The organism is Streptomyces sp. NPDC001889, assembly GCF_053594535.1.
The window spans coordinates 1-20,750 of record NZ_JBSFER010000044.1; the positions used below are offsets into that span (position 1 = coordinate 1).

Here is a 20,750-nt window from a genome sequence, read left to right on the forward strand (position 1 = left end):
CGGAGACGACGGTGCCCGGACCGACGGAGCGGACGGAGGTGCCGGTGGGCGCCGCGAAGTCGACCCCGGTGTGGTCGCCGCTGGACCACATCGAGACCGGCGCCCCGCCCCGGCCCGGGGCCCGGCGGCGGCCCCGGGGCACCTCGCGCCCCGGGGCCGCCGGTCGTCAGCGCGTCCGCGTCCCCGCTTCCTCGAACGCCGCCGTGACCTCGTAGATCTCGAAGAAGCGGTCCCGGTCGCGGTCCTGGTACCGCCGCAGCCCGGAGGTGGCGGGCCGGTGATCGGCGGTCCGCTCCCAGGCCTTGAAGGCGGCCAGGCTCTCCCACTCGCTCATCACCACCAGCCGCCCCGGGTCGTCCACCCCGCGCAGCAGCTCATTGCCGAGCAGCCCCGGCGTCCCCGCGAGCCCGCCGCTGATCCGCTCGTACGCCCGCTGCACCGCGTCCGGTTCGTCCACCGGCGCCCGGTGCCAGATCAGCACCCGCGCCCTCCTGGTCACAGCCCGGCCCCCGGAGCGCGGGCCGCCGCTCCGGGCAGATGGGCCACACCGTCCATCAGATGCATACCACCGCCGTGGCGGTACGGATGGAGCCTCGCCCGGTGCTCCACATGGGCGTCGCTGTGCTCGAACTCCCGGAACCGCCGCTCGTCCACCCAGTCGCTGATGACGTAGTACACCGACTTCTCCGCGGCGTCCCGCATCAGCCACTGGCCGAGGTTGGCCGGATGCCCGGTGATCACATCGCCGATGGACAGCCAGGTCTCCTCGAAGCCGTCCTCCATGCCCGGGTTGATCTCGAAGCGCAGAAACACCCGGAACGGCAGATCCCTCTCCGCCATGGCTCAGATCCCCCCGTCCACCGCGATCGAGGCACCGGTCACATAGCGGGAGAGGTCGCTCGCCAGGAAGAGCACCACATCCGCCACCTCGTCGGGCGAACCGAGCCGGCCCAGCGAGGTCAGCGACCGGTAGCGGTCCTGGAGGGCCCGGTACTTCTCCGGCGGCAGCTTCGCCGCCTCCTCCGTCTCGATGACCCCGGGGTCCACGTTGTTGACCCGGACACCCCGGCCGCCCAGCTCCTTGCAGAGGGTGCGGGTCAGCCCGATCAGACCCGCCTTCGCGGCGGTGTAGTGGGCGCGCTGCGGCAGGCCCACGGTCGCGACCCGGGAGGCCACATTGATCACCGAGGCCCGCTCCGACAGCAGCGGCAGCGCTGCCTGGGTGACCAGGAAGGTGCCGGTGAGATGGGTGTCGATCACCCGGTGCCACTCCTCCTGTGCCAGCGACTCGAAGGGGACATGGCTGATGACACCCGCGTTGTTGACCACCACGTCCAGCGAACCCAGCCGGGCGCCGACCTCCTCCAGCAGCCGCCGGACATCCTCCGCGCTGCTGACGTCCGCGCGGATCAGATGGTGGTCCCCGGGGACGTCCTTCAGCTCGCGGGCCAGCGACTCGACGGCCTCGCCCTCCTGCCGGTAGCAGGTGACGACATTCGCCCCGGCGCGGGCCAGGGTGAGCACAACGGCCCGCCCGATGCCCCGGGTCCCTCCGGTGACCAGGACATTCCGGCCGGTGAGCAGCGCGGTCATCGTCTCTCCCCCACATCTGCGCGCCGGCCTGCCGCCGCCGCCTCGATCCGCTTCTTGATGTGCGCCATCTGCACACCGCTGTTCTTCTCCAGGTGCGCGGCCATCGCCTCGTCACCGAACGGCATCTCGTCCCTGACGTGGAACTCCTGGACCCAGCGGAGCTCCACCCCGCCGTCCCGCTCGTGGTAGTCCCAGAACAGGCGCATGAACGCGAACGGGCCGGTCTCCACCCGGTGCGCGCGCACCGTACGGGTGGCCGGGTCGGCGGTGCGCACCGAGACCCAGCTCCGCACCGTGCCGTCCTCGTCGGGGTGCGTGGTCAGCCGGAAGGTGACGCTGTCGCCGTCCCGCCCGAGGATCTCCACCCGCTCGTACTCGGTGAAGAGCCGGGGCCAGGACTCCAGATCGTTGGTCATGTCCCACACGAGGTCCATGGGCGCCTCGATGTGCACCCGGCACTCGGTGCGGGCGCTCATGCCGTCCCCGCCCCGGCCAGCAGACCGCCCACGTAGTCGACGAGCTTCCCGGGGGTCGTCAGCTCCGGGACCGCGTGCTCGGGAAGAGCGATCCCGTACTCCTTCTCTATCTTGCTGACGATCTCCGTCAGCGCGAGCGAGTCGTATCCCAGCTCGGTGAAATCGGTGTCCGCGGTCGCGCTGTCCAGGTCGACGGAGTCGTCCACGCCCACCGCCGCGCGCATCACGCGCCGCAGATCGTCCACGGTGAAGTCCTGCATTCCTGCCTCCGGTTCGCTGTGGATAGGGGTGTTGCGGATGCCCGCCGGCGCCGCCCGCGCCGGCGGGGTCAGCCCGCGGCGGGGCCGTCCGGTACGGCCCGGACCACCAGCGCCGCGTTGAAGCCCCCGTGGCCGCGCGCGAGCACCAGCGCGGTGCGCACCGGGGCCGGCCGGGGACGGCCCAGCACCAGATCGAGACCGAGTCCCGGGGCCGGTTCCGTGACATTCACCGTGGGCGGGATGACACCGTCCCGGATGGAGAGCAGAGCGGCCACGACATCCAGCGCCCCGGCTCCCGCGTACAGCCGTCCGGTCATCGACTTCGGGGCCGTCACCGGGACCCCGTCCGGGCCGAACACGGCCCCCAGGGCGCGGGCCTCGGCCCGGTCCCGCTCCGGCACCCCCGAGGCGTCGGCGAAGACCACGTCCACCTCGGACGGCCGCACACCGGCGTCCGCCAGAGCGCCCACGATGGCCCTGCGCAGCGTCGGTGGTCTGCCGCTGCCCGGGGGCGGGTCGAAGGAGGCGGCGTACCCCGCGATCTCGCCGTAGCGGCGGTGCGCACCGCGCTCGGCCGCCTTCTCCGCGTCCTCGACGATCAGGATCGCCCCGCCCTCGCCCGGCACATAGCCGTTGGCGTCGGCGTCGAAGGGCAGATAGGCGCGGGCCGGGGAGTCGCGGCGGCTGAGGTGCCCGGGGAGCTGGGCCACCAGACCGGCCGGTGACATCGCCGACTCGGTGCCCCCGGCCATCACCATCCGGTGGCCCTGGCCGAGCAGCCGCCGGCCGTGCCCGATGGCGTCCAGCCCGCCCGCCTGCTCGCTCACCACGACACCGCACTGCCCGCGCAGCTTGTGCCGGATCGACAGCTGCCCGGTGGTCGCGGCGAAGAACCAGGCGATCGACATATAGGCGCTGACGTCGGAGGGCTCCCCGCTCCACAGGTTCTGCAGCTCCCGCTGCCCGAACTCGACACCCCCGGTCGCGTTGGCGGTCACCACCCCCATCTCGTACTCGGGCAGCTCGGCCGGGACCACCCCGGAGTCCGCCACCGCCATCGAGGCCGCCGCGAGCGCCAGATGGCTCATCGCGGAGGTCTCCACCACCAGCCGGCTCGGCAGGTGCTCCGCCGGGTCGAAGGTCACCTCGCCCGCGAGCGTCACGGGGTACGAGGAGCAGTCGAACCGGGTGATCCGGTCGATCCCGCTCTTGCCGTCCAGCGTCGCCGCCCAGTAGGCCTCGGTGTCCAGGCCGTTGGGCGCCATCACCCCCAGCCCGGTGACCACGTTCCGCGCGCGGCGGCCCCCGTCCGTACCGCTCATGACGCCGCCGCCTCGGGGGAGGCGACCACCAGGGCGCTCTGGAAGCCGCCGAACCCGCTGCCGACCGAGAGGGCCACATCGGTACGGTGGTCACGCGCCGTCCCCGGCACATAGTCCAGGTCGCACTCCGGGTCGGCTTCCGAGAGGTTGGCCGTCGGCGGCACCACATCGTGCTCGATGGCCAGCGCGCAGGCCGCCAGCTCGATCGAGCCGATCGCCCCGAGGGAGTGGCCCACCATGGACTTGATGGAGCTCATCGGCACCCGGCGCGCGCGGTCGCCCAGCGCCCGCTTCACCGCGGCCGTCTCGTGCCGGTCGTTCTGCCTGGTGCCGGAGCCGTGGGCGTTCACATAGTCGACGGCGTCCGGGTTGAGCCGTGCCTGGTCCAGCGCCACCCGGATCGCCTCGGCCATCTCCCGGCCGTCCGGTTCGAGCCCGGTCATGTGGTAGCCGTTGGCGCGGCCCGCGTAGCCGGCGATCTCGCAGTACACATGGGCGCCGCGGCGGCGGGCCGACGCCAGCGGCTCCAGGACGAAGAACGCCGCGCCCTCGCCGAGCACCAGCCCCCGGCGGTTGATGTCGAAGGGCCGGCAGGCCGCCTCCGGCTCGTCGTTGAAGGTGGAGGTGGCCTTGATGGCGTCGAAGCAGGCCAGGGTGATCGGGGAGATCGGGGCGTCGGTCGAACCGGCGATCACCACATCCGCCGAGCCCTCGCGCAGCAGCCCGGCGGCGTAGCCGATCGCGTCGATGCCCGAGGTGCAGCCGGAGGAGACCACCGAGGCCGGGCCCTCGGCGCCCGAGGCCCAGGCCACCTCGCGCGCCAGCGAACTGGGCGCCAGATAGTCGTACAGATGCGGTACCGCGTACTCGGCGTCGACGACCCACTTGCGGCCGCCGTCGCTGACCACCCGGTACTCCTGCTCCAGGCCCATGGTGCAGCCGACCGCGTTGCCCACGGTGACGGCGGTGCGCCCCGGTTCCAGGGTGCCGGGCGCCAGGCCCGCGTCGGCCAGTGCCTCACGGGTGGCGACCACGGCCATCTGGGCGGCCCGGTCCATCCGCCGGATCTCCTGCGGGCCGAGCCCGTGCTCCTCGGGGGCGAAGTCCGCCTCGGCCGCCACCTGGCAGCGGAAGCCGGACGGGTCGAAGAAGCTGATCCGGCGGGTGGCGGTGCGCCCGGCGGTGAGCAGCTCCCAGAACGCCTCGCGCCCGACGCCGCCGGGTGCCACCACCCCGATCCCGGTGACGGCCGTGCGGACCGTGCTCATCGGGAGCCCCCGACACCGGGCAGCGGCTCGTCGGCGCGCTCCGGCAGAAACTCCAGATCGACATGGCCCAGCTCCGGGCGGGGGGCCAGCGGGGCCAGATGGAAGATCACCCGGGCCGGCTCGTCGCCCATGTTCACCATCCGGTGGGGCTCGCCGATCGGGACCATGACGGCGTCCCGCTCCGCCAGCTCGATCAGCTCCGTGCCGACACGGATCTGGAGGCGTCCGCTGACGACATAGACGAACTCCTCGGAGTACGGGTGGATGTGCTCGCACACGTACTCCCCGGGCTCCAGGGTCAGCGAGCCGCCGAAGCCCGAGGTCGACCGCACGGTACGGGGGCTGAGCAGGATGCGGACGTCACCGCCGCGCCGGTGGTTCGGTGCGACCTCGTCGGCGTTGACCTTGCTCACAGGGGTTGGGGTCACTTTCTTCTCCTCGTCGCCGGGAATCCGGCACAGGTGGCCCGGGTGACACGGGTGGCTGGCCGGCACGCGGTGGTGCCGGCCCGGGACGCCGTCAGCGGTCGGGCGTCCAGGTGTAGAAGACCTCCGCCATGGCGTCCTTCGGCTCGCTCCACTGGGGGTCGTACGGCGTCATGTACTGGGCGAGCTTCACGTGGATGTCCTGGTACAGCGGGTGGCTGCGGGCCCGGTAGAGGTTCTCGGTGATCTCGTCCCGCGACTCCACGAGCTGGAAGTACAGCCCGTGGAAGCGGAAGAGGGTGCGCCGGGTCACGCCGATCATGTGGGGCAGCTCGGTGGCGTCGGACTCGGCCCACACCCTCGCCACCGCCTCCTTGTCGGCCGGGTCCATGCGGGCGACGATGAGCTTTCTCTGCTGCACGGTTGCTTCCTCCTGCCTGCCGGGCGCCGGTCGGTCCGCCGGGCGCCGGTCTGTCCGCCGGGCGTCGATCGTCCGGGGTGTCGCTCGATTCCCTGTGAAGCGCTGCTCGAAGGGGTGCGGCGCGCCCGCCGGCACGTCAGCCGGTGAGGCGGAAGCGGCCGACGCGGACCCGCGTACCGGCCAGCAGCAGTTCCTCCGGGGTCGGTACGCGGTCCCGGGGCAGCCCCACCCGCAGGGCGGCAGCCGCCGCCGGGCCCTGCCGGTCGGCGAGTTCGCCGAGCAGCGCCGCGACCTCGTCGGGGCGCTCCACGATGGTGGGTTTCGCCGTGTGCCAGCGGCCCCGCAGCCGCAGCCGCACCGGCTGCCCGCCGCGCAGACTCACCGGCCAACTGGTGCCGATGCTCGTCGCGATGACCTCGTCGCCCGCGTCCCCCCAGCGGCGGTAGCCCACCGGGACCGTGTAGTGGCGCCCGGAGCGGTGGCCGGTGTACTCCAGCAGCATCAGCCGGCGGCTGAGCGGCGCGTGCAGCCGTGAGCCCAGCAGTGGCCGGATGACGCGGTTGGCCGCCCGGGCCACCCCCATCGGCGGCGGCTTCCACTCCCCGCCGCTCATGGACCCACCCGCACCAGCCGGTGGTAGCCGCCGAAGGCGCGCGGTCGGCCCGTCTCCGTGCTGGTGACCCACGACGTCAGCAGATACTCACCCGGTGGCGCGCCCGGCCGCAGCCGGGCGACGCGGCCGGGGGAGAGCGGCGCCAGCCCCGAGGGATCGCCGGTGAACGGCATCGAGGGCGGCCGGGTGCCCGACGCCAGCGCCGCGAAGACCGCATCGATCTCCGCGCCGGTGGTCCCCGGCCGCACCGGGATCAGCACCGCCTCGTTGAGCTGCCCCGAGCGGTTGACGACCAGATGGTCGCCCTCGGCGCGCAGCCTGCCGCGCGGGAGCGAGAACCCGGAACGGGTCTGCACGATCAGACCGTCCACCCGGGGAGCGACGGGATTCGGCCGCCCGGTCACGGTGAGCGGGTGCGCCACCGGGACCGCGCCCGGGGTGCTGTAGGCATAGCCGATGAGATGGTGCCGGCCCCGGGGCAGGACCGCCGTGAACGACACGGGCCGCCCGGGGATGAGGACCGCCCCGCCCCGGTTCACCGCGTCGGCCTCCACCTTGGCCGCCGCCCGGGCCACGTCCTCGGGCCGCTCGGCCTCGGACATCGCCCGCACATCGGCCAGATACTCGGCGAGCGGCACCCGCAGGGTGATCAGCAGCAGCGACAGGCCCTTCGCGGAGGGCGTGGAGACGGTGAAGGTGACCGCTCCGGGGGCCGCGTACGACGGGGCGAGAACGCTGTCGGGCCGCACGACGACCTCGATGTCACCACCGGCCCCCGGGCGGGTACGGCCCGGCACCGGGGCGGCGGCGAGGGCCGGTGCCCCGGACAGGGCGCCGAGCAGGGCGCCGCCCGCGGTCAGCGACGCGCCGGCCAGCACCCGCCGACGGGACGGGGAAGAAGCGCTCACGGTCGGGACCTCTCCTGGTGCGGTGGTGCGGAGGCGGAGGCGGCGGGCCGTCACGCGGCGTCCTTGTGGCCGATGATCAGCGAGTCGGCGTCGGTGAGCGGCACCGTCTCGCAGCGGGTGAAGCCGGCCGCGCCCAGCCAGGAGCGGCAGTCGGCGCCGGAGTACTCCGAGCCCCCCGCGGTGACCAGCTGCATGTTCAGGCTGAGCAGCAGATTCGCCGGGTCCCTGCGCTCGTCGTCGATCAGCGCGTCGTAGATCAGCACCGCGCCGCCCGCGGGCAGGGCGTCATGGGCCTTGCGCAGCAGCACACCGCGCTTCTCGTCGTCCCAGTCGTGCAGCACATGGCCGAAGATCAGCACCTCGGCCTCGGGCAGGGGCCCGGTGAAGAAGTCACCGGCGTGGAAGGAGAGCCGGTCGCCGAGACCCAGCCGGGCGATGTGCTCGTCGAAGAACGGTTCCACCGGGGGCAGATCGAAGGAGCCGCCCCGCAGATGCGGATGGACCGAGGCGATCGCCGCGGCCAGATTGCCGCGCGCGCCGCCGATGTCGATGAACGACGCCCTGCCGCTCCAGTCGAAGGCCCGCGCGAGGGCCGGCCCCACCAGCGCGTTGGCGCCGTCCATGGCGTGCATGAAACCGCGCACCGACTCCGGCTTCGCGTAGAACTCGTCGAAGTCGCGCGGGCCCCTGGTCTGGGCCTCGCCGGTCCGCAGCAACTGGGTGAGGTCCGCCCAGAGGCCGAACTGCCAGTTCAGCATCTTCAGAAAGCCGCTCCGGCAGCCGGGCTTGCCCTCGTCGAGGTGGAAGTCCGCGACCGCACTGTTGCGGTAGGTGCCGCCGTCGCGCTCCAGGACGCCCAGACCCACCAGGGAGTCCAGGAAGTCACGGGTGGCGCGGGGGTGCAGCCGCAGCTCCTCACGGATCTCCGGCTCCGTCGCCGGCTTCTGGGCCAGCAGGGTGAACAGACCCAGCTCCACCGCGCTGAGCAGGGTCTTCGATGCCCAGTACCGCTGGCCGAGGCTCAGTACGGCATCGGCGTCGGGGGCGGCGCCGGGGGCGGGGGTGTGCGACAGCGACATCAGAACTCCCTGAGGGGTGTGGTGGGTGTGGTGGGTGTGGTGGGTGTGAAGGGGCGGACCGGGCGGACCGGGCATCGGCTGCGGGGCCCGTCCCGGGTGCCCGGCCGGCGGCATGGGCGGGTACGGGGGTGGGCGCGCGGGCGGCCGGGAAGCGCGCGCCCCCGGGGCGCGCCCCGGGTCACAGCGCCAGCCGGACGCGGTAGACGTCCAGCCAGGCGTTGAGCTGGAAGAGCATCTCGGCATGGGTGCGGCCCACCCAGGCACGCGGACCGCTGATCAGGTTCTCTGGGGACGCGGCGAACGCGCGGGCCGCCTCCTGGTCGATCAGCGCCGCCGCCGGCGCGTCCGGGTCGGCCGCCAGCCGCAGCACCCCGTCGCACAGGGCGCGCGCGTACGCGGAGTCCTGGGTGACCGGGTAGGGGGACTTGCGCCGCTGGAGGATCGACGACGGCAGCACATCGGCGAGCGCCGCCCGCAGCAGGCTCTTCTCCCGGCCGTCGAACCCCTTCATCGACCAGGGCGCGTTGTAGACATAGTCCACCAGCCGGTGGTCGCAGAACGGCATCCGCAGCGCGAGCCCCACCGACTGGGCGATCGAGTCGCCGTGCGGCAGCAGGGTCTCCAGCCAGCTCGTGATGTTGAGATACCAGATCTCCCGCATCCGGCGCTCCTCGGCGGACTGGCCCGCCGGGTGCGGCACCCGGGCCATCGACTCCTGGTACCGCCCGGCGCAGTAGCCGGGGACATCGAGCTTGCCGAGCAGCCCGGCGTCGAGCAGATCGGTGCCCATCCCGTGGCGCCCGCCGCCGTGCCGCGCCATGGCGATCCACGGGAACGTCGGCGCCTTGAGCAGCGGCGGGATCGACATCCACATGGTGCCGCCGAAGACCCCGTCCGCCGCGTCGCCGAGCATCGCGATGTCCGCGTGCTCACCGACGGCCCGGAACAGCGAGTACAGCGAGGTGTTCATGCCGCCCAGCGGGCTGGGGACGTCCTTGGCGCGCAGCGCGTTCGCCTGCACCACCGGGTCCAGCAGATCCTCGGTGCTCAGCACCACATCGGTGTGCTCGGCGCCGATCCGCTCCACCAGCTCATGGGCGAACGGCGCGTCCGGCGACGACCACACCTCGTCCGCCCGGAACTTCCCCTCCTCGTGGAAGCCGGCGGTGAAGGTGCGCAGCGGCGCGCCGCCGCGCTCCCGCCGCGCGCGGGCGGCCAGGGCGGTCACCCCGCTGGAGTCCAGCCCGCCGGAGAGCAGCAGACAGAGCGGCACCTCGGCGTCCAGCTGCTCGGACACCGCCCGCTCCAGCAGCTCGCGCACCGTACCGACGGTGGTGTCCAGGTCGTCGGTGTGCTCCGCCGCCTCCAGGGCCCAGTAGCGCTGCTCGGCCGTCCGGCCGTCCGGCCGCACCCGCACCAGATGGCCGGGGCGGACCTGGTGCATGCCCTGGAAGACACCGTGGCCCGGGGTGCCCGCGTACGAGAGGATCTCCCGCAGCCCGTCCAGGTCGACCACCGCCTCGACCAGCGGGTGGGCCAGGATGGCCTTCCGCTCGGAGGCGAAGAGCACCCCGTGCTCCGTCGGCCGGTAGAAGAGCGGCTTGTTGCCCAATCGGTCCCGCACCAGGAACAGTTCGCTGCTGCGGTGGTCCCACACGGCGAACGCGAAGACGCCCACCAGACGCTCCGGGCACCGCTCGCCCCACCGCAGATAGGCGGCGAGGATCAGTTCGGCGTGGCCCCGGGTGCGGAAGCGGTGGCCGAGCGACTCCAGCTCGCCGCGCAGCCCCTCGGCGTTGTACACCTCGCCGTCCAGGACCGCGGTGGCCACCGCGCGTCCGTCGGCCTCGACCGTGACGGGCTCCACCACCCGCCCGGCGTCCACCAGCGCCTGGCGCCGGTGGCCGAGCGCCGCGCGGGGGGAGGCCCACACCTCCTCCCCGTGCGGACCGCGGCAGGCCATGGTCGCGGTCATCGCGCGGACCGTGGCCCGTTCGCGGGTCAGATCGCGGCGATGGTCGACCCAGCCGGCGATACCAGACATGCGCGCTCCTTGTGCTCAGGCCGCGAACGGCGGGCGTGATCGGTGCCCGACAGGCTGGCCGCCGCCCCTCGCGGGTTTCTCAAGCCCGGGTGGAGCGTTCTGACCTGCGACGGGTGGTTGAGCCCCGCTCGAACCTCCTTCGAGGCGGCACCGCCACCGTCCGGCGACGGTGTGTCCGCCGTCCGACGATCCGACGCACAGTCAAGAGAAGAGGTGAGGGACCGTGATCGAGCTGCTCGGCACCGCCGCGCTCCTCGGCAGCGGCATCGTGGCGGGTGTGTTCTTCGCCGTGGCGGTCAGCGTGCTGCCCACGGTGCAGACGCTCCCGGCGCCGCAGTACGTCCAGCTCCACCGCAGACTGGGGGAGGGGTACCACCCGGTGATGCCGCTGGTGGTCACCGGCGCGGTGACCGCCGATCTGGCGCTGCTCCTCCTGGCGCCCGGGACGGCGTCCAGGACGCTGTTCGCGGTGGCGCTGCTCGGCCTGGTGGGGGTGCAACTGGTCTCCCAGTTCGGCAATGTGCCGATCAACCGCCGGGTGCACGCGCTGGACCCGGGCGCCATACCGGCCGACTGGGACGACCCCCGGACGCCCTGGCGCAACTGGCACCGGCTGCGCACCGGTTGCGCGGTCGCCGCGCTGACCGCCAACGCCCTGGCCGTGGCGCTGCTGCCGTGAGCGGCACCGACACCCCGGCGAGGAAGGAGCCGGTGGGACCGGGGCCGCGCGCGGAGGGCGGCGGCCGGCGGGCGCGTACCGCGGGCCCCCTGCGCGCGGTCGCCGTGGTGCTGCTGGCCACCTTCATGAACCAGTTCGACGTCACCGGGGTGAATGTCGCCCTCGCCGCGCTCAAGGAGGACCTGGACGCCGGCGCGGCCACCGCCCAGTGGGTCCTGGCCGGCTACACCCTGCCGTTCGCGCTGCTGCTGGTCACCGGCGGGCGGCTCGGCGATCTGCTCGGCCGCAGGCGGGTCTTCGTCGCCGGAGCGGTGGGATTCACCGCCGGCGCGGTGCTGGCCGGCGCGGCGGTCTCGGTGCCGATGCTGGTGGCGGCCCGGGTGCTCCAGGGCGTCTGTGCCGCCATGATGGGCCCGCAGGTGCTGGCCGTGCTCCAGACCGCGGTGCCGCCCGCCCGCCGGGGCCCCGCGATGGGGCTGTACGCGGGAGTGATCGGCCTGGCGTCCGTGGCGGGGCCGGTGGTCTGCGGGGTGCTCGTCGGAGCGGACCCCTTCGGCTGGGGCTGGCGGTGGGCGTTCCTGGTGAATGTGCCCGTGGGTCTCGCCGCCGTGGCCGGAGGTCTGCTGTATCTCGGCGAGTCCTCCGCGCCCGACGGGCGCCGGCTCGACCTGGCCGGCGTCGGCCTCGCCGCGGTCGCCCTCGTCCTGCTGCTGTTCCCGCTCACCTACGGGCGCGAACTCGGCTGGCCCTGGTGGGCGTGGTCGGCGCTCGCCGCGTCGGGGCCCGCGCTCGCGGTGCTGGTGCTGCACCAGCGGCGGCGCGAGCGCGGCGGCGGGCTGCCGCTGATCGCCCTGAGCCTGTTCCGGGGGCGGGTGTTCACCGCCGGAGTGCTGGCCACCTTCAACCTGGCCGCGCTGATGACCGGGTTCTTCTTCGTCTTCGTCACCTATCTCCAGGGCGGCCACGGATTCGGCCCCTCGCACGTCGGCCGGAGCCTGCTGCCCTGGGCGCTGGGCACGACGGCGGCCTCCTTCCTCGCCATCTCGCTGGCCAGACGCCACGGGCGGCGGGTGCTCGTCGGCGGCGGGCTGCTCGCGCTGGCCGGTCTGGCGGCCCTGCTGGTCACCTTCACGGCCGCGGGCGACGGGCTCTCCGCGCCGCTGCTGGCGCCGGGGCTCGCGGTGTTCGGCGTCGGGGTGACCCTGATCGCGACCCCGGTGCTCAATGTGACGCTCTCCGGGATTCCCCGGCGGGACGCGGGCTCGGCCTCGGGGGTGTTCTCCACCTTCCGCCAGACCGGGGCCGTCTTCGGGGTGGCCCTGACCGGCGGGGTGTTCCACGGTGTGCTGGGCACGGAGGCGTCGGCCCGGGCGGCCGACTACGAACGCGCCATGGCCGCCACCACGCTGGTGATGGCGGCCGTGGTGCTGGCGACGCTGGTCCTGGTCCTGCTGCTGCCGAAGGACGGCGGCGGGCCCGCCCACCGCTGAACCGGGGTGGGCGGGCCCGCCGGGTTCGCCCGCCCCGGGGACGGGGAGTCCCCGGCGCGGGTGCCGAGCACCCGGGCCGGGGACGCCGGAGCGGGGTCCGGGCGGCGGGTCAGTCCGTGGCCGGACCGGCCGGGCGCCGTCCGCGCAGCCGCCGCACCCCCCGAACCGCCGCCGCGGCGATGCCCCCCAGGATGATGAGACCCCAGAGGATGTCGGGCACCTGGGTGCCCACCGGCACGGCGACCACCAGCGCCAGCGCCGCCCACGCCGGGGTGCGCCACTCGCCGTCCCCGTCCCCGTGTTCGTGCTTGTCCCGCTGCGCGCCCCGCAGGCGCCGTGCGCACAGCGCCAGATACCCGGCCGGTACCAGCGCGGCCACCGCCCACACCGCCGGGACCTCGAACGCGCCCACCGACCGCTCCACCGGCCCGACGAACGCCAGCAGCGGCACCACCCACAGCACCACGGCGTAGACGGCCGCCACCCCCGCGCTCAGCACCCACCCCGGCCGGCGCGGGCCGTCCGGCACCGAGCGCAGCCCCGCCTCCGCCAGGTCCAGGACGTTGAAGGGGCTGAACAACCGGTGCCGGCGCCCGGTCAGGAGCGCCGGCAGGACGGCCACCTCGGCCCCGCCGTACCTCGTCAGCGGCGCCAGCACGAATCCGAGCAGCATGTACAGACCCATGCCGTCGTGGAACGCGTCCGGGCCGAGGCCCATCGGGTACATCAGCGTGGGGGACAGCAGCAGCGCGCTGCCCACCCAGGGGCTCAGCCGCTCCAGCGCCCCGCCCAGCAGCCGGTACACCACCGTGTAGCAGGCGGCGACGACGGCCAGCCAGAGCACCGTACGGAGGAAGTACCCCGCACTGAACTCCAGATCGCGGCTCACCCGGTACCACACGGCCACCGCGGCGTGCAGCAGCCGGATCAGCAGGCCGCCCGGGAGCATGTCCCGGCCGACGGTGAATCGGCCGGCGGAGCCGGGCCGGACGCCGTCCACCGCGCGTGTGTCGTTCGCCATCGAGTACCTCCGAGTCGAGAGGGGGGAGAAGGGGCCGGCGCCCGCGTCAGAGCAGGACGCCGACGGCCGCGCCGTTGGCGGCGAGCGCGCCCAGCGCGGTGGAGGCGCGCACCAGGTTCCAGTTGCGCCAGACGACCCGGCGGTGCAGCAGCCGGTCGAAGTCCGGCGGCAGGGCGTCGGCGTCCAGGGTCTTGAGCCAGCGGTTGATCGGTACGTTCCTCGTCAGCGAGACGACCACCGTCACCAGCAGCAGCAGGGCGGCCAGCGCGTGCAGCCACCGCGCCGCGGCCCCGGGCCCCGCCACCGTCAGCACCAGGTCCAGCAGGAGGGCGAGGAGGATGCAGGCCGGCATGAACGGGTCGAACCGCGTGACCAGCAACTGGTGCAGGGCGACATAGCGCTGCCGTGGCAGTGTGAGCAGCAGCCCCGCGCCGAGAACCGCGATCATCATGCCGCCCGCCGCCATCCCGTTCGCGATCATGACCAGCGGCACCAGAAAGTGCGTCCACCCGTCCATGGGCTCTCCCTCCGCGCGTCCACCGGCTCTCCACCGGGCGGCGGCCAGCCTCCCGGTGGTGTCTCAAGCGGCTTCGGAGGATCAGTGGAGTGCGGAGGGGGTCCCGCCGGGGAGCGGTCCGGGGTGCGGCACCCCGGACCGCGACCGGGGGGTGGCCCTGCGGGGCGGTGGGGTGGTGCGCCCGTGCGGGTGGCCCCGGGGGACCGGTGGGCCCGGGGGCCCGGTGGCCCCGGTGGGCCCGTGGGGCGGAGGTCGGGGCGGCCTCGGGGTGGGCCGGTGGCGCGCGGAGGTGGTGGTGTCCGGGCGGTGGGGCCGGTGGGTGCGGTGGGGCCGGTGGGTGGTGGTCCGGGGCTCGGGTGGGCCGGTGGCGCGCGGAGGTGGTGGTGTCCGGGCGCTGGGGCCGGTGGGCGCGGTGGTGTGGTGGTCGGAGGATCAGGGGCTCGGGCGGGCCGGTGGGGCGGGATGGTGAGCCGGGGCTCAGGCGGACCGGTGGGCCCGGTGGTGGCCTTCGGGTGGGCGGGCCGGTGGGCCCCGCCGGGATAGTGGTTCCAGGGGGGCTCCACAGGTTCTTGAGGGGCGATGTCCAGGCTGCCCCGGACGAGCCTGGAGGTGAGCGCCGTGGAACCCACCCTGCAACCCGCGCTGTCGGCCCCCCGACTGCTGCTGTGGTCGGCACCCGACGACGAGCGTGAGCGCCGACGGAGGCACGCCCTCCGCCGCTATGTGTCCCTGGACGGCGACGGCGACGGCACCCCGGAGCGGCTGGCCCGTGCCGCCGCGCTGGCCGCCGAGCGGCGTGGCACCGGGACGGTGCGCGGCGCCGTGGTCGCCGCCACCGTCGAGGACGCCGTACGCGCCCTGGCCGACCCGCCCGCCGCACGGGCGCCCGGCGGGCCCCGCCCCGTGGTCCTGCTCTTCCCCGGCCAGGGCGCCCAGCAGCCGGCCATGGCCGCCGGACTCTACGGCTGGGAACCCCACTTCACGGCCGCGCTGGACCGCGTCTTCACCGAGCTGGGGCCCGAGGGCGCACGGCTGCGGGACCGCTGGCTCGCCGGTGACGCGGACCCGGCGATGGACGACGCGCCCCAGTCCCAGCCCCTGCTGTTCGGCATCGGATACGCCCTCGGCCGCATGGTCCTCGACTGGGGCATCACCCCGGCCGCCCTGCTCGGACACAGCGTGGGCGAGCTGGTCGCCGCCACGCTCTCCGGGGTGTTCACGCTCCCCGACGCCCTCTGGGTGCTGCGCGACCGCGTCGCGGGCGCCGCCGGCACCGGGCCGGGCGGCATGCTCGCCGTCGCCGCGAGCGCCGAGGACCTGGTGCCGTATCTCCCGGTGGGCGGCCGGGTGACCGTCGCCGCCGTCAACGCGCCCCGCCAGACCCTGCTCGCCGGCCCCGAACCCGAACTGCGCGCGGTGGAGGCGCGCTTGCGGGCCGACGGCCGCACCTGCCGCAGAGCCGCCTCCCACCAGGCGTTCCACAGCCCCGTCATGGACGGCGTCGCCCGGCTGGGCCGCCCGCTGGTGGCCGCCGCCCGGCCGGGACCGCCCTCCTGGCCGCTGTACTCGGCGTACCTCCCGGGCCTCCTCGACGCGGGCCGCGCCGTCGACCCGGAGTTCTGGGCGCGGCAGATCGCCGACCCGGTGCTGTTCTGGCCCGCCCTCGACGCCCTCCTCGCCACGGGCGGCCATCTGCTGGTCGAGGCAGGGCCCGGCCAGGGGCTGAGCGCCATCGCCCGGCTCCACCGGACCGTGCGCACCGGCGACAGCGCGGTGGCGCCGCTGCTCCCGGCCCGCTCCGGCACCGCCGCCGCCGACCGGCGGGCGCTCCTCGGCGCCGCCGGCCGGATCTGGACGGAGGGACACGCGCTCGGGTCCCTCGGCACGCTCGCGGGCCACTCCGGCCCCGGCCCCGCTCCCGGCTCCGCCGCCGGGGCTCCCGCTCCCGCCCGTGTCGGCTGAGGGGTTCCAGGTGTTCGAGACACTGCTCAACGTCGATGTCCAGTTCGCCCTGCTCAACCTGCTGCTCTGGACCGCAGCCGCGCTCGTCGTGGGCCGCGCGCCGGTGGAGCGCTCCCCCCGCCGCACCCGCGCGCGGGCCGTGACCCTGCTGGTTCTGCTGGGGCTCGGCATCCTCGCGGTGGCCGGCCGGATCGTCACGGTCACCCTGATGGGCCGGGTCAGCTGGCTGTTCGCGTCCGACCGGGTCGCCGTGGCACTGCCCCTGCTGGCGGTCCCGGCAGCCGCCGCCCTGGTCGGCACGGTGCCCCGGCTGATCCACTGGGCCCGGCGGCCCTCGCTCCAGGCGCGGCGCGCGGCGTTCACCCCGTTCGCCGTGGTGCCCCCGCACCTCGCCGCCGCCGGCGCGGCCGCCGGGTTCTCCACCACCCTCATCCAGGTGGTGCCGGAGCCCGCGCCCCTCCAGGTGCTGGGCGTCCACACCACCGCGGCCGTCCTCGCCGCGGCGGGCTGGCTGTGGCAGACCCGCAGATGGCGGGCGGCCGTCTCCGGCGCCCCCGCCCGCCGGCCCCGGCGACGGGTCCGGGCGCTGCGCGCGCTGGCCGTGGCGGTGGCGCTGGCCCTCGCGGGCGGCGGGCTGCTGACGGCCGGGGAGCGGGCGAGCCGGCTCCCCGACGACATGGACATGGCCGCCCATCACAGCGGCGGCCACGACCACGGCGGGAGCGGCCCGGCCGGGGGCCCCGTGTCCGTCAGCTCCCTGACCGGGCCGCGCGGCGAGCGCCCCGACCGCCGCTTCACCCTGGTGGCCGACGAGAAGACGGTGACACTGGCCTCCGGTGGGAAGGTCGAGGCCTGGGCCTTCAACGGGCAGATCCCCGGGCCCGTGCTGCGGATTCGCGAGGGCGAACTGGTCGAGATCGTGGTGCGGAACCGGCTGGAGAAGAGCGGTGTCTCGGCCCACTGGCACGGTGTGGACGTGCCCAACGCCGAGGACGGCGTGCCCGGTGTCACCCAGGACGCGGTGGAGCCCGGCGGCAGCCATGTCTACCGCTTCCGCCCCGACGAGGTGGGCACCCACTGGTACCACTCCCATCAGCAGACCTCGGTCCAGGTGCTCAAGGGGCTCTTCGGAGCGCTCATCATCGAGCCGCGCGAGCCGGCACCGGAGGCCGATCACGACTGGTTCCTGGCCATGCACACCTGGGATCGGGCCGGCGGCGGCACCGCCCCCGCCCTCGGCCTCAGCGACCGGCTGGAGCGGCGCCGGGTCGCGCCGGGCAGCACCGTACGGCTCCGGCTGCTCAACTCCGGCCGTATCACGCACCGGTTCTCGCTCACCGGGACCGCGTTCACCGTCGAGGCCGTCGACGGCAACCCGGTGAACGGGCCCACCCCGGTCCGGGACGAGAGTCTGGTGATCGGTGTCGGCGGACGGTACGACGTGACCTTCACCATGCCGGACCGCCCGGTCCGGCTGACCGAGGTGCAGGACTTCGCCGGCGCCCTCGACCGGGGTCTGCTGCTCAGCGCGGACGGGCGCGGGGAACTGAGCCCCGACATTCCCGGCCGGGACTTCGACCCGGTCGGCTACGGCAGCCCGGCGCCGGCTCCGTTCGGTCCGGAGAGCACCTTCGACCGCGACGAGTCGATGGTCTTCGACAACGAGATCGGCTTCTACGACGGGCGGCTCACCGCCACCTGGTCCATCAACGGCAAGGTCTTCCCCGACATCCCCGCCATCACCGTCCGCGAGGGCGATCTGGTGCGGATGACCTTCGCCAACCGCAGCCGCTACGACCATCCGATGCATCTGCACGGCCACCACGTCCTGGTGCTCAGCCGCAACGGGCGCCCCGTCACCGGCAGCCCGCTCTGGCTCGACACCGTCAATGTCGAGGTCGGCGAGGTGTGGGAGGTCGCCTTCCGCGCGGACAACCCGGGCATCTGGATGGACCACTGCCACATCAGCGACCACGTCAAGCTCGGGATGATGCTGCATGTCTCCTACGAGGGCGTGACCAGCCCGTACCGGGTCGGCCGCGAGAGCGGAAACATCGTCGAGTGAGCCGAGTGAGCCGAGTGAGCCGGGTGAGCCGGGTGAACGGGGCGAGCAGAGCGAGCCGGTTCGGTCGGGTGAGCCGGTTCGGCCGGGCGTGTCGTACCAGCCGAGGTCGAGTGAACGGAGAGGGAGACATGACGGACACCACCGCACACGAGGAGCACCCCCCGGGCGGGGGGTTCTCACCGGCGGCCCTGCCCCGGATGTCCCCGGGCCACCAACTGATGTTCTTCCCGGTGGCCGCCGCCGCGGGCCGCGCCGTCTGGGCCCTGGCCAAACTCGGAGTGGCCGACCAGCTCACCGACGGCCCCCGGAGCCCGGCCGAGCTGGCCCGGGAGGTCGGGGCCGACCCCGACGCACTGGCCCGGGTCCTGCGGGCCGCCGCGGCTCTCGGGGTGTTCCGCGAGGTGCCCGATGGCCGGTTCGCCCTCACCCCGCCGGCCGAACTGCTCCGCTCCGATCTGCCCGAGTCCCGGCGCGACGCGGTCATCCTCCAGGGCGAGGACCTCCATCTCCTGCCGTACCGGGACATCCTGTACACCCTGCGGACCGGTGAGCCGTCCTTCGAGCGGGTCTATCCGCTGTCGTACGCCCAGCACCTCCAGGTGGACGACGCCGCCGCCACCCTGGTCCGGCTGGCCGGGGCCTCGGCGCACCGGGGGGATCTGGGCTATCTCACCTCGCTGGTCGATCTCTCCCCCTTCCCCCGCGTCGCCGAACTCCGCGGCGATGGGCTCTTCCTGTCGGCGCTGCTGCGCGAGCACCCGCACTGCCTCGGCACGGTGACCGACCGCCCCGAGGCGCTGCCGGCCGTGCGCGCGGCGCTGGCGGCGGAGGGCGCGCCGGACCGGGTCGGCACCGTGCCCGCCGACCCGTTCGGGCCGCTGCCCGCCGGCATCCCCGCCTACCTCCTCAAGCAGGTGCTCCGTCTCCACCAGGACGCGGACGCGCTCCGGGTGCTGGGCGCGGTGCGCGAGGCGCTCGGCACGGCGGACGGCCGGCGGCTGTTCGTCCTGGAGCGGGTGGTCGGCGGGAGCCGCCCGGATCTGGCCGCCGTGGTCGACCTGGAGATGCTGCTGCTCACCGGCGGCCGGGAGCGCACCGGTGACCAGTGGCGGGCGCTGCTGCACGCCGGCGGCTTCGAGGTGCTGGCCGCCCCCGCCACCGGCGCGTGGACGGCCTTCGAGTGCCGTCCCCGCTGAGGCGGCCCCACCGGCGGCCCTCCACGGCCCCGGCGTCTCAGCCGCGCCGGGCCCGGGCCGCCCCACGGGACCCCAGGGTGCGCAGCAGCATCTCCGGGCGGGCCAGCGCCACCGGGCTGCGGAGGGCCCCCGCGACCCGGATGAAGTCCGCCGCGAGAACCGGATCGTGTTCCGCCGCCGCCACCAGCCGGCGCAGATACCACAGGGCCATCCGAGCGCCCGGGAGCCCCGAGTCGGGCACGCCCGGCAGAAAGGAGTCGGAGAGGCTGGAGAACCGCCAGGACCCCGCGACCGCCCGGGCCGCGTCCTTGAAGAAGCCTCGGTGCAGCCCGTCGAGCCCCTCGCGCAGCCGGCGGCCGAGGATGAGCGCGTACGCCGCCGAGTACATCATCCCCGTGCCGTAGAGGGGGTTGAGGGCGGCGAGGGCGTCCCCGGTGACCAGCAGCCCCGAGGGGAAGCGGGAGAGCTTGTCGTAACGGCGCCGATAGGTCTCCGGGACATGGAAGACATGGACATCGGTCAGGGGCTCCGCCGCCTGGATCGCCGCCCACACGTCGTCCGGCGCCAGCTCCCTGACCTGTTCCATGAAGACGGCGGTGTCGTCGCTGGGCCGGAAGTCGCCGTAGCCGTAGACGGTCAGGGTCCACTGCCCCTCCTCCCGGACGGTGAAGTACAGACCGCGCGCCCGGTCCAGCCGGGGGCCGACCGCGATGGCCCGGTCGCTCGCGAACACATCCGCGTCACAGCGGAGAATCCGGGTGGCGTACGCCAGGTTCACCTTCACGCGCTCCTCGCGCGGCAGCGGATACCCCAGCTCCCGCAGCCAGGCCCGGTTTCTGCCCGTGCGGCCGGTCGCGTCGACCACCAGATCGGCGGTGAGGTTCTCGGTCCCGCCGCCGCCGGGCCTGCCGACGACGACGCCGGTGATCCGCTCCGGGGTCGGCGCCAGCGGCCCTACGGCCTCCCAGCCCTGGCGCAGGGTGACATGGCCGCGCCCGCCGAGCCGCTCGCGGATGCCCCGCTCCAGGAACGGACGGCTCGCCCAGACGGTGTTGAGCCCGGCGTCGGACTGACGCAGCATATGGCCGAAGTAGAACAGCCGGTGCTGGCCCATCATCTCGGCGGGGACGCCGCCGTCCCGGACGTACTGCTCGTTCATCCCCGGGAGCAGCTCCTCCAGGAGGTCGGTGGCCCGCAGGACCAGCGCGTGGGGATGCCACCCCTGGGGGACACCGCGCCGGTGCCCGGTGGCCTCGTCCCCGTCCCGCTCGACGACGGTCACCCGTTCGAAGTGATCGGCCAGCACATGGGCCGCCATCAGCCCGCTCATTCCTCCGCCCAGCACCACCGCGTGGACACCGGTCACCGACATGCGCTCTCCTCGTGTTTCGTGGTCGGCCTCGTGGGGCCC

21 protein-coding genes are annotated in these 20,750 nt (G+C 74.3%); 5 read left to right on the forward strand and 16 right to left on the reverse strand.

The window, feature by feature from the left end; genetic code table 11:
* Positions 1-166: 166 nt before the first annotated feature.
* The 13 genes from ACWCRA_RS33930 to asnB form a co-directional block, all read right to left on the reverse strand.
* Positions 167-481, reverse strand: coding sequence for an antibiotic biosynthesis monooxygenase family protein (locus ACWCRA_RS33930; protein ID WP_351559338.1), 315 nt, complete (start codon positions 479-481; stop codon positions 167-169).
* Between the two features lie 14 nt (positions 482-495).
* Positions 496-840: an antibiotic biosynthesis monooxygenase family protein gene (locus tag ACWCRA_RS33935; protein ID WP_351559340.1), complete on the reverse strand. Its 345-nt coding sequence runs from the start codon at positions 838-840 to the stop codon at positions 496-498.
* A 3-nt stretch (positions 841-843) separates the two neighbouring features.
* Positions 844-1,593: an SDR family NAD(P)-dependent oxidoreductase gene (locus ACWCRA_RS33940; RefSeq protein ID WP_351559342.1), complete on the reverse strand. Its 750-nt coding sequence runs from the start codon at positions 1,591-1,593 to the stop codon at positions 844-846.
* A complete protein-coding gene (locus tag ACWCRA_RS33945; protein ID WP_351559344.1) occupies positions 1,590-2,069 on the reverse strand; it encodes an SRPBCC family protein in 480 nt (159 codons plus the stop codon). The genes ACWCRA_RS33940 and ACWCRA_RS33945 overlap by 4 nt, the downstream gene beginning before the upstream one ends.
* On the reverse strand, positions 2,066-2,329 hold the full coding sequence (locus ACWCRA_RS33950) for an acyl carrier protein (RefSeq protein WP_451069366.1): 264 nt from the start codon (positions 2,327-2,329) through the stop codon (positions 2,066-2,068). The genes ACWCRA_RS33945 and ACWCRA_RS33950 overlap by 4 nt, the downstream gene beginning before the upstream one ends.
* 68 nt (positions 2,330-2,397) lie before the next feature.
* Positions 2,398-3,651 (reverse strand): ketosynthase chain-length factor, encoded by a 1,254-nt coding sequence (locus tag ACWCRA_RS33955; protein ID WP_351559347.1) that lies wholly within the window; start codon positions 3,649-3,651, stop codon positions 2,398-2,400.
* Complete coding sequence (locus tag ACWCRA_RS33960; protein WP_451069367.1) at positions 3,648-4,919, reverse strand: beta-ketoacyl-[acyl-carrier-protein] synthase family protein; 1,272 nt, start codon at positions 4,917-4,919, stop codon at positions 3,648-3,650. Before ACWCRA_RS33960 ends, ACWCRA_RS33955 begins: the two co-directional genes overlap by 4 nt.
* Complete coding sequence (locus ACWCRA_RS33965; protein ID WP_351559351.1) at positions 4,916-5,347, reverse strand: cupin domain-containing protein; 432 nt, start codon at positions 5,345-5,347, stop codon at positions 4,916-4,918. Before ACWCRA_RS33965 ends, ACWCRA_RS33960 begins: the two co-directional genes overlap by 4 nt.
* A gap of 91 nt (positions 5,348-5,438) precedes the next feature.
* Positions 5,439-5,765 (reverse strand): TcmI family type II polyketide cyclase, encoded by a 327-nt coding sequence (locus ACWCRA_RS33970; RefSeq protein WP_351559353.1) that lies wholly within the window; start codon positions 5,763-5,765, stop codon positions 5,439-5,441.
* A 136-nt stretch (positions 5,766-5,901) separates the two neighbouring features.
* On the reverse strand, positions 5,902-6,378 hold the full coding sequence (locus ACWCRA_RS33975) for a PNPOx family protein (RefSeq protein ID WP_351559355.1): 477 nt from the start codon (positions 6,376-6,378) through the stop codon (positions 5,902-5,904).
* Entirely contained in the window at positions 6,375-7,286 is a 912-nt protein-coding gene (locus tag ACWCRA_RS33980) for a hypothetical protein (protein WP_451069368.1), read from the reverse strand. The genes ACWCRA_RS33975 and ACWCRA_RS33980 overlap by 4 nt, the downstream gene beginning before the upstream one ends.
* 50 nt (positions 7,287-7,336) lie before the next feature.
* Positions 7,337-8,365, reverse strand: coding sequence for a methyltransferase (locus tag ACWCRA_RS33985; protein ID WP_351559359.1), 1,029 nt, complete (start codon positions 8,363-8,365; stop codon positions 7,337-7,339).
* Positions 8,366-8,543: 178 nt separating this feature from the next.
* Positions 8,544-10,409: an asparagine synthase (glutamine-hydrolyzing) gene (asnB, locus tag ACWCRA_RS33990; protein WP_351559361.1), complete on the reverse strand. Its 1,866-nt coding sequence runs from the start codon at positions 10,407-10,409 to the stop codon at positions 8,544-8,546.
* Positions 10,410-10,632: 223 nt separating this feature from the next.
* On the opposite strand from asnB, the gene ACWCRA_RS33995 reads away from it, so the two are divergent.
* Together ACWCRA_RS33995 and ACWCRA_RS34000 are read left to right on the forward strand one after the other, a co-directional pair.
* Entirely contained in the window at positions 10,633-11,088 is a 456-nt protein-coding gene (locus tag ACWCRA_RS33995; protein ID WP_351559363.1) for an anthrone oxygenase family protein, read from the forward strand.
* Positions 11,085-12,578 (forward strand): MFS transporter, encoded by a 1,494-nt coding sequence (locus ACWCRA_RS34000; RefSeq protein WP_451069369.1) that lies wholly within the window; start codon positions 11,085-11,087, stop codon positions 12,576-12,578. Before ACWCRA_RS33995 ends, ACWCRA_RS34000 begins: the two co-directional genes overlap by 4 nt.
* Before the next feature lie 109 nt (positions 12,579-12,687).
* Here ACWCRA_RS34000 and ACWCRA_RS34005 read toward each other — a convergent pair whose 3' ends face one another.
* Together ACWCRA_RS34005 and ACWCRA_RS34010 are read right to left on the reverse strand one after the other, a co-directional pair.
* A complete protein-coding gene (locus ACWCRA_RS34005; RefSeq protein WP_451069370.1) occupies positions 12,688-13,599 on the reverse strand; it encodes a DUF6410 domain-containing protein in 912 nt (303 codons plus the stop codon).
* Positions 13,600-13,645: 46 nt separating this feature from the next.
* Complete coding sequence (locus tag ACWCRA_RS34010) at positions 13,646-14,116, reverse strand: anthrone oxygenase family protein (RefSeq protein WP_351559061.1); 471 nt, start codon at positions 14,114-14,116, stop codon at positions 13,646-13,648.
* A 579-nt stretch (positions 14,117-14,695) separates the two neighbouring features.
* On the opposite strand from ACWCRA_RS34010, the gene ACWCRA_RS34015 reads away from it, so the two are divergent.
* The 3 genes from ACWCRA_RS34015 (at position 14,696) to ACWCRA_RS34025 (ending at position 19,339) form a co-directional block, all read left to right on the forward strand.
* On the forward strand, positions 14,696-16,078 hold the full coding sequence (locus ACWCRA_RS34015; RefSeq protein WP_451069371.1) for an acyltransferase domain-containing protein: 1,383 nt from the start codon (positions 14,696-14,698) through the stop codon (positions 16,076-16,078).
* A 10-nt stretch (positions 16,079-16,088) separates the two neighbouring features.
* Positions 16,089-18,143, forward strand: coding sequence for a multicopper oxidase family protein (locus ACWCRA_RS34020; protein WP_451069372.1), 2,055 nt, complete (start codon positions 16,089-16,091; stop codon positions 18,141-18,143).
* 128 nt (positions 18,144-18,271) lie between these two features.
* Positions 18,272-19,339, forward strand: coding sequence for a methyltransferase (locus tag ACWCRA_RS34025; RefSeq protein WP_351559055.1), 1,068 nt, complete (start codon positions 18,272-18,274; stop codon positions 19,337-19,339).
* 37 nt (positions 19,340-19,376) lie between these two features.
* On the opposite strand, the gene ACWCRA_RS34030 is transcribed toward ACWCRA_RS34025, so the two are convergent.
* On the reverse strand, positions 19,377-20,711 hold the full coding sequence (locus ACWCRA_RS34030; RefSeq protein ID WP_451069373.1) for an FAD-dependent oxidoreductase: 1,335 nt from the start codon (positions 20,709-20,711) through the stop codon (positions 19,377-19,379).
* Between the last annotated feature and the right edge of the window lie 39 nt (positions 20,712-20,750).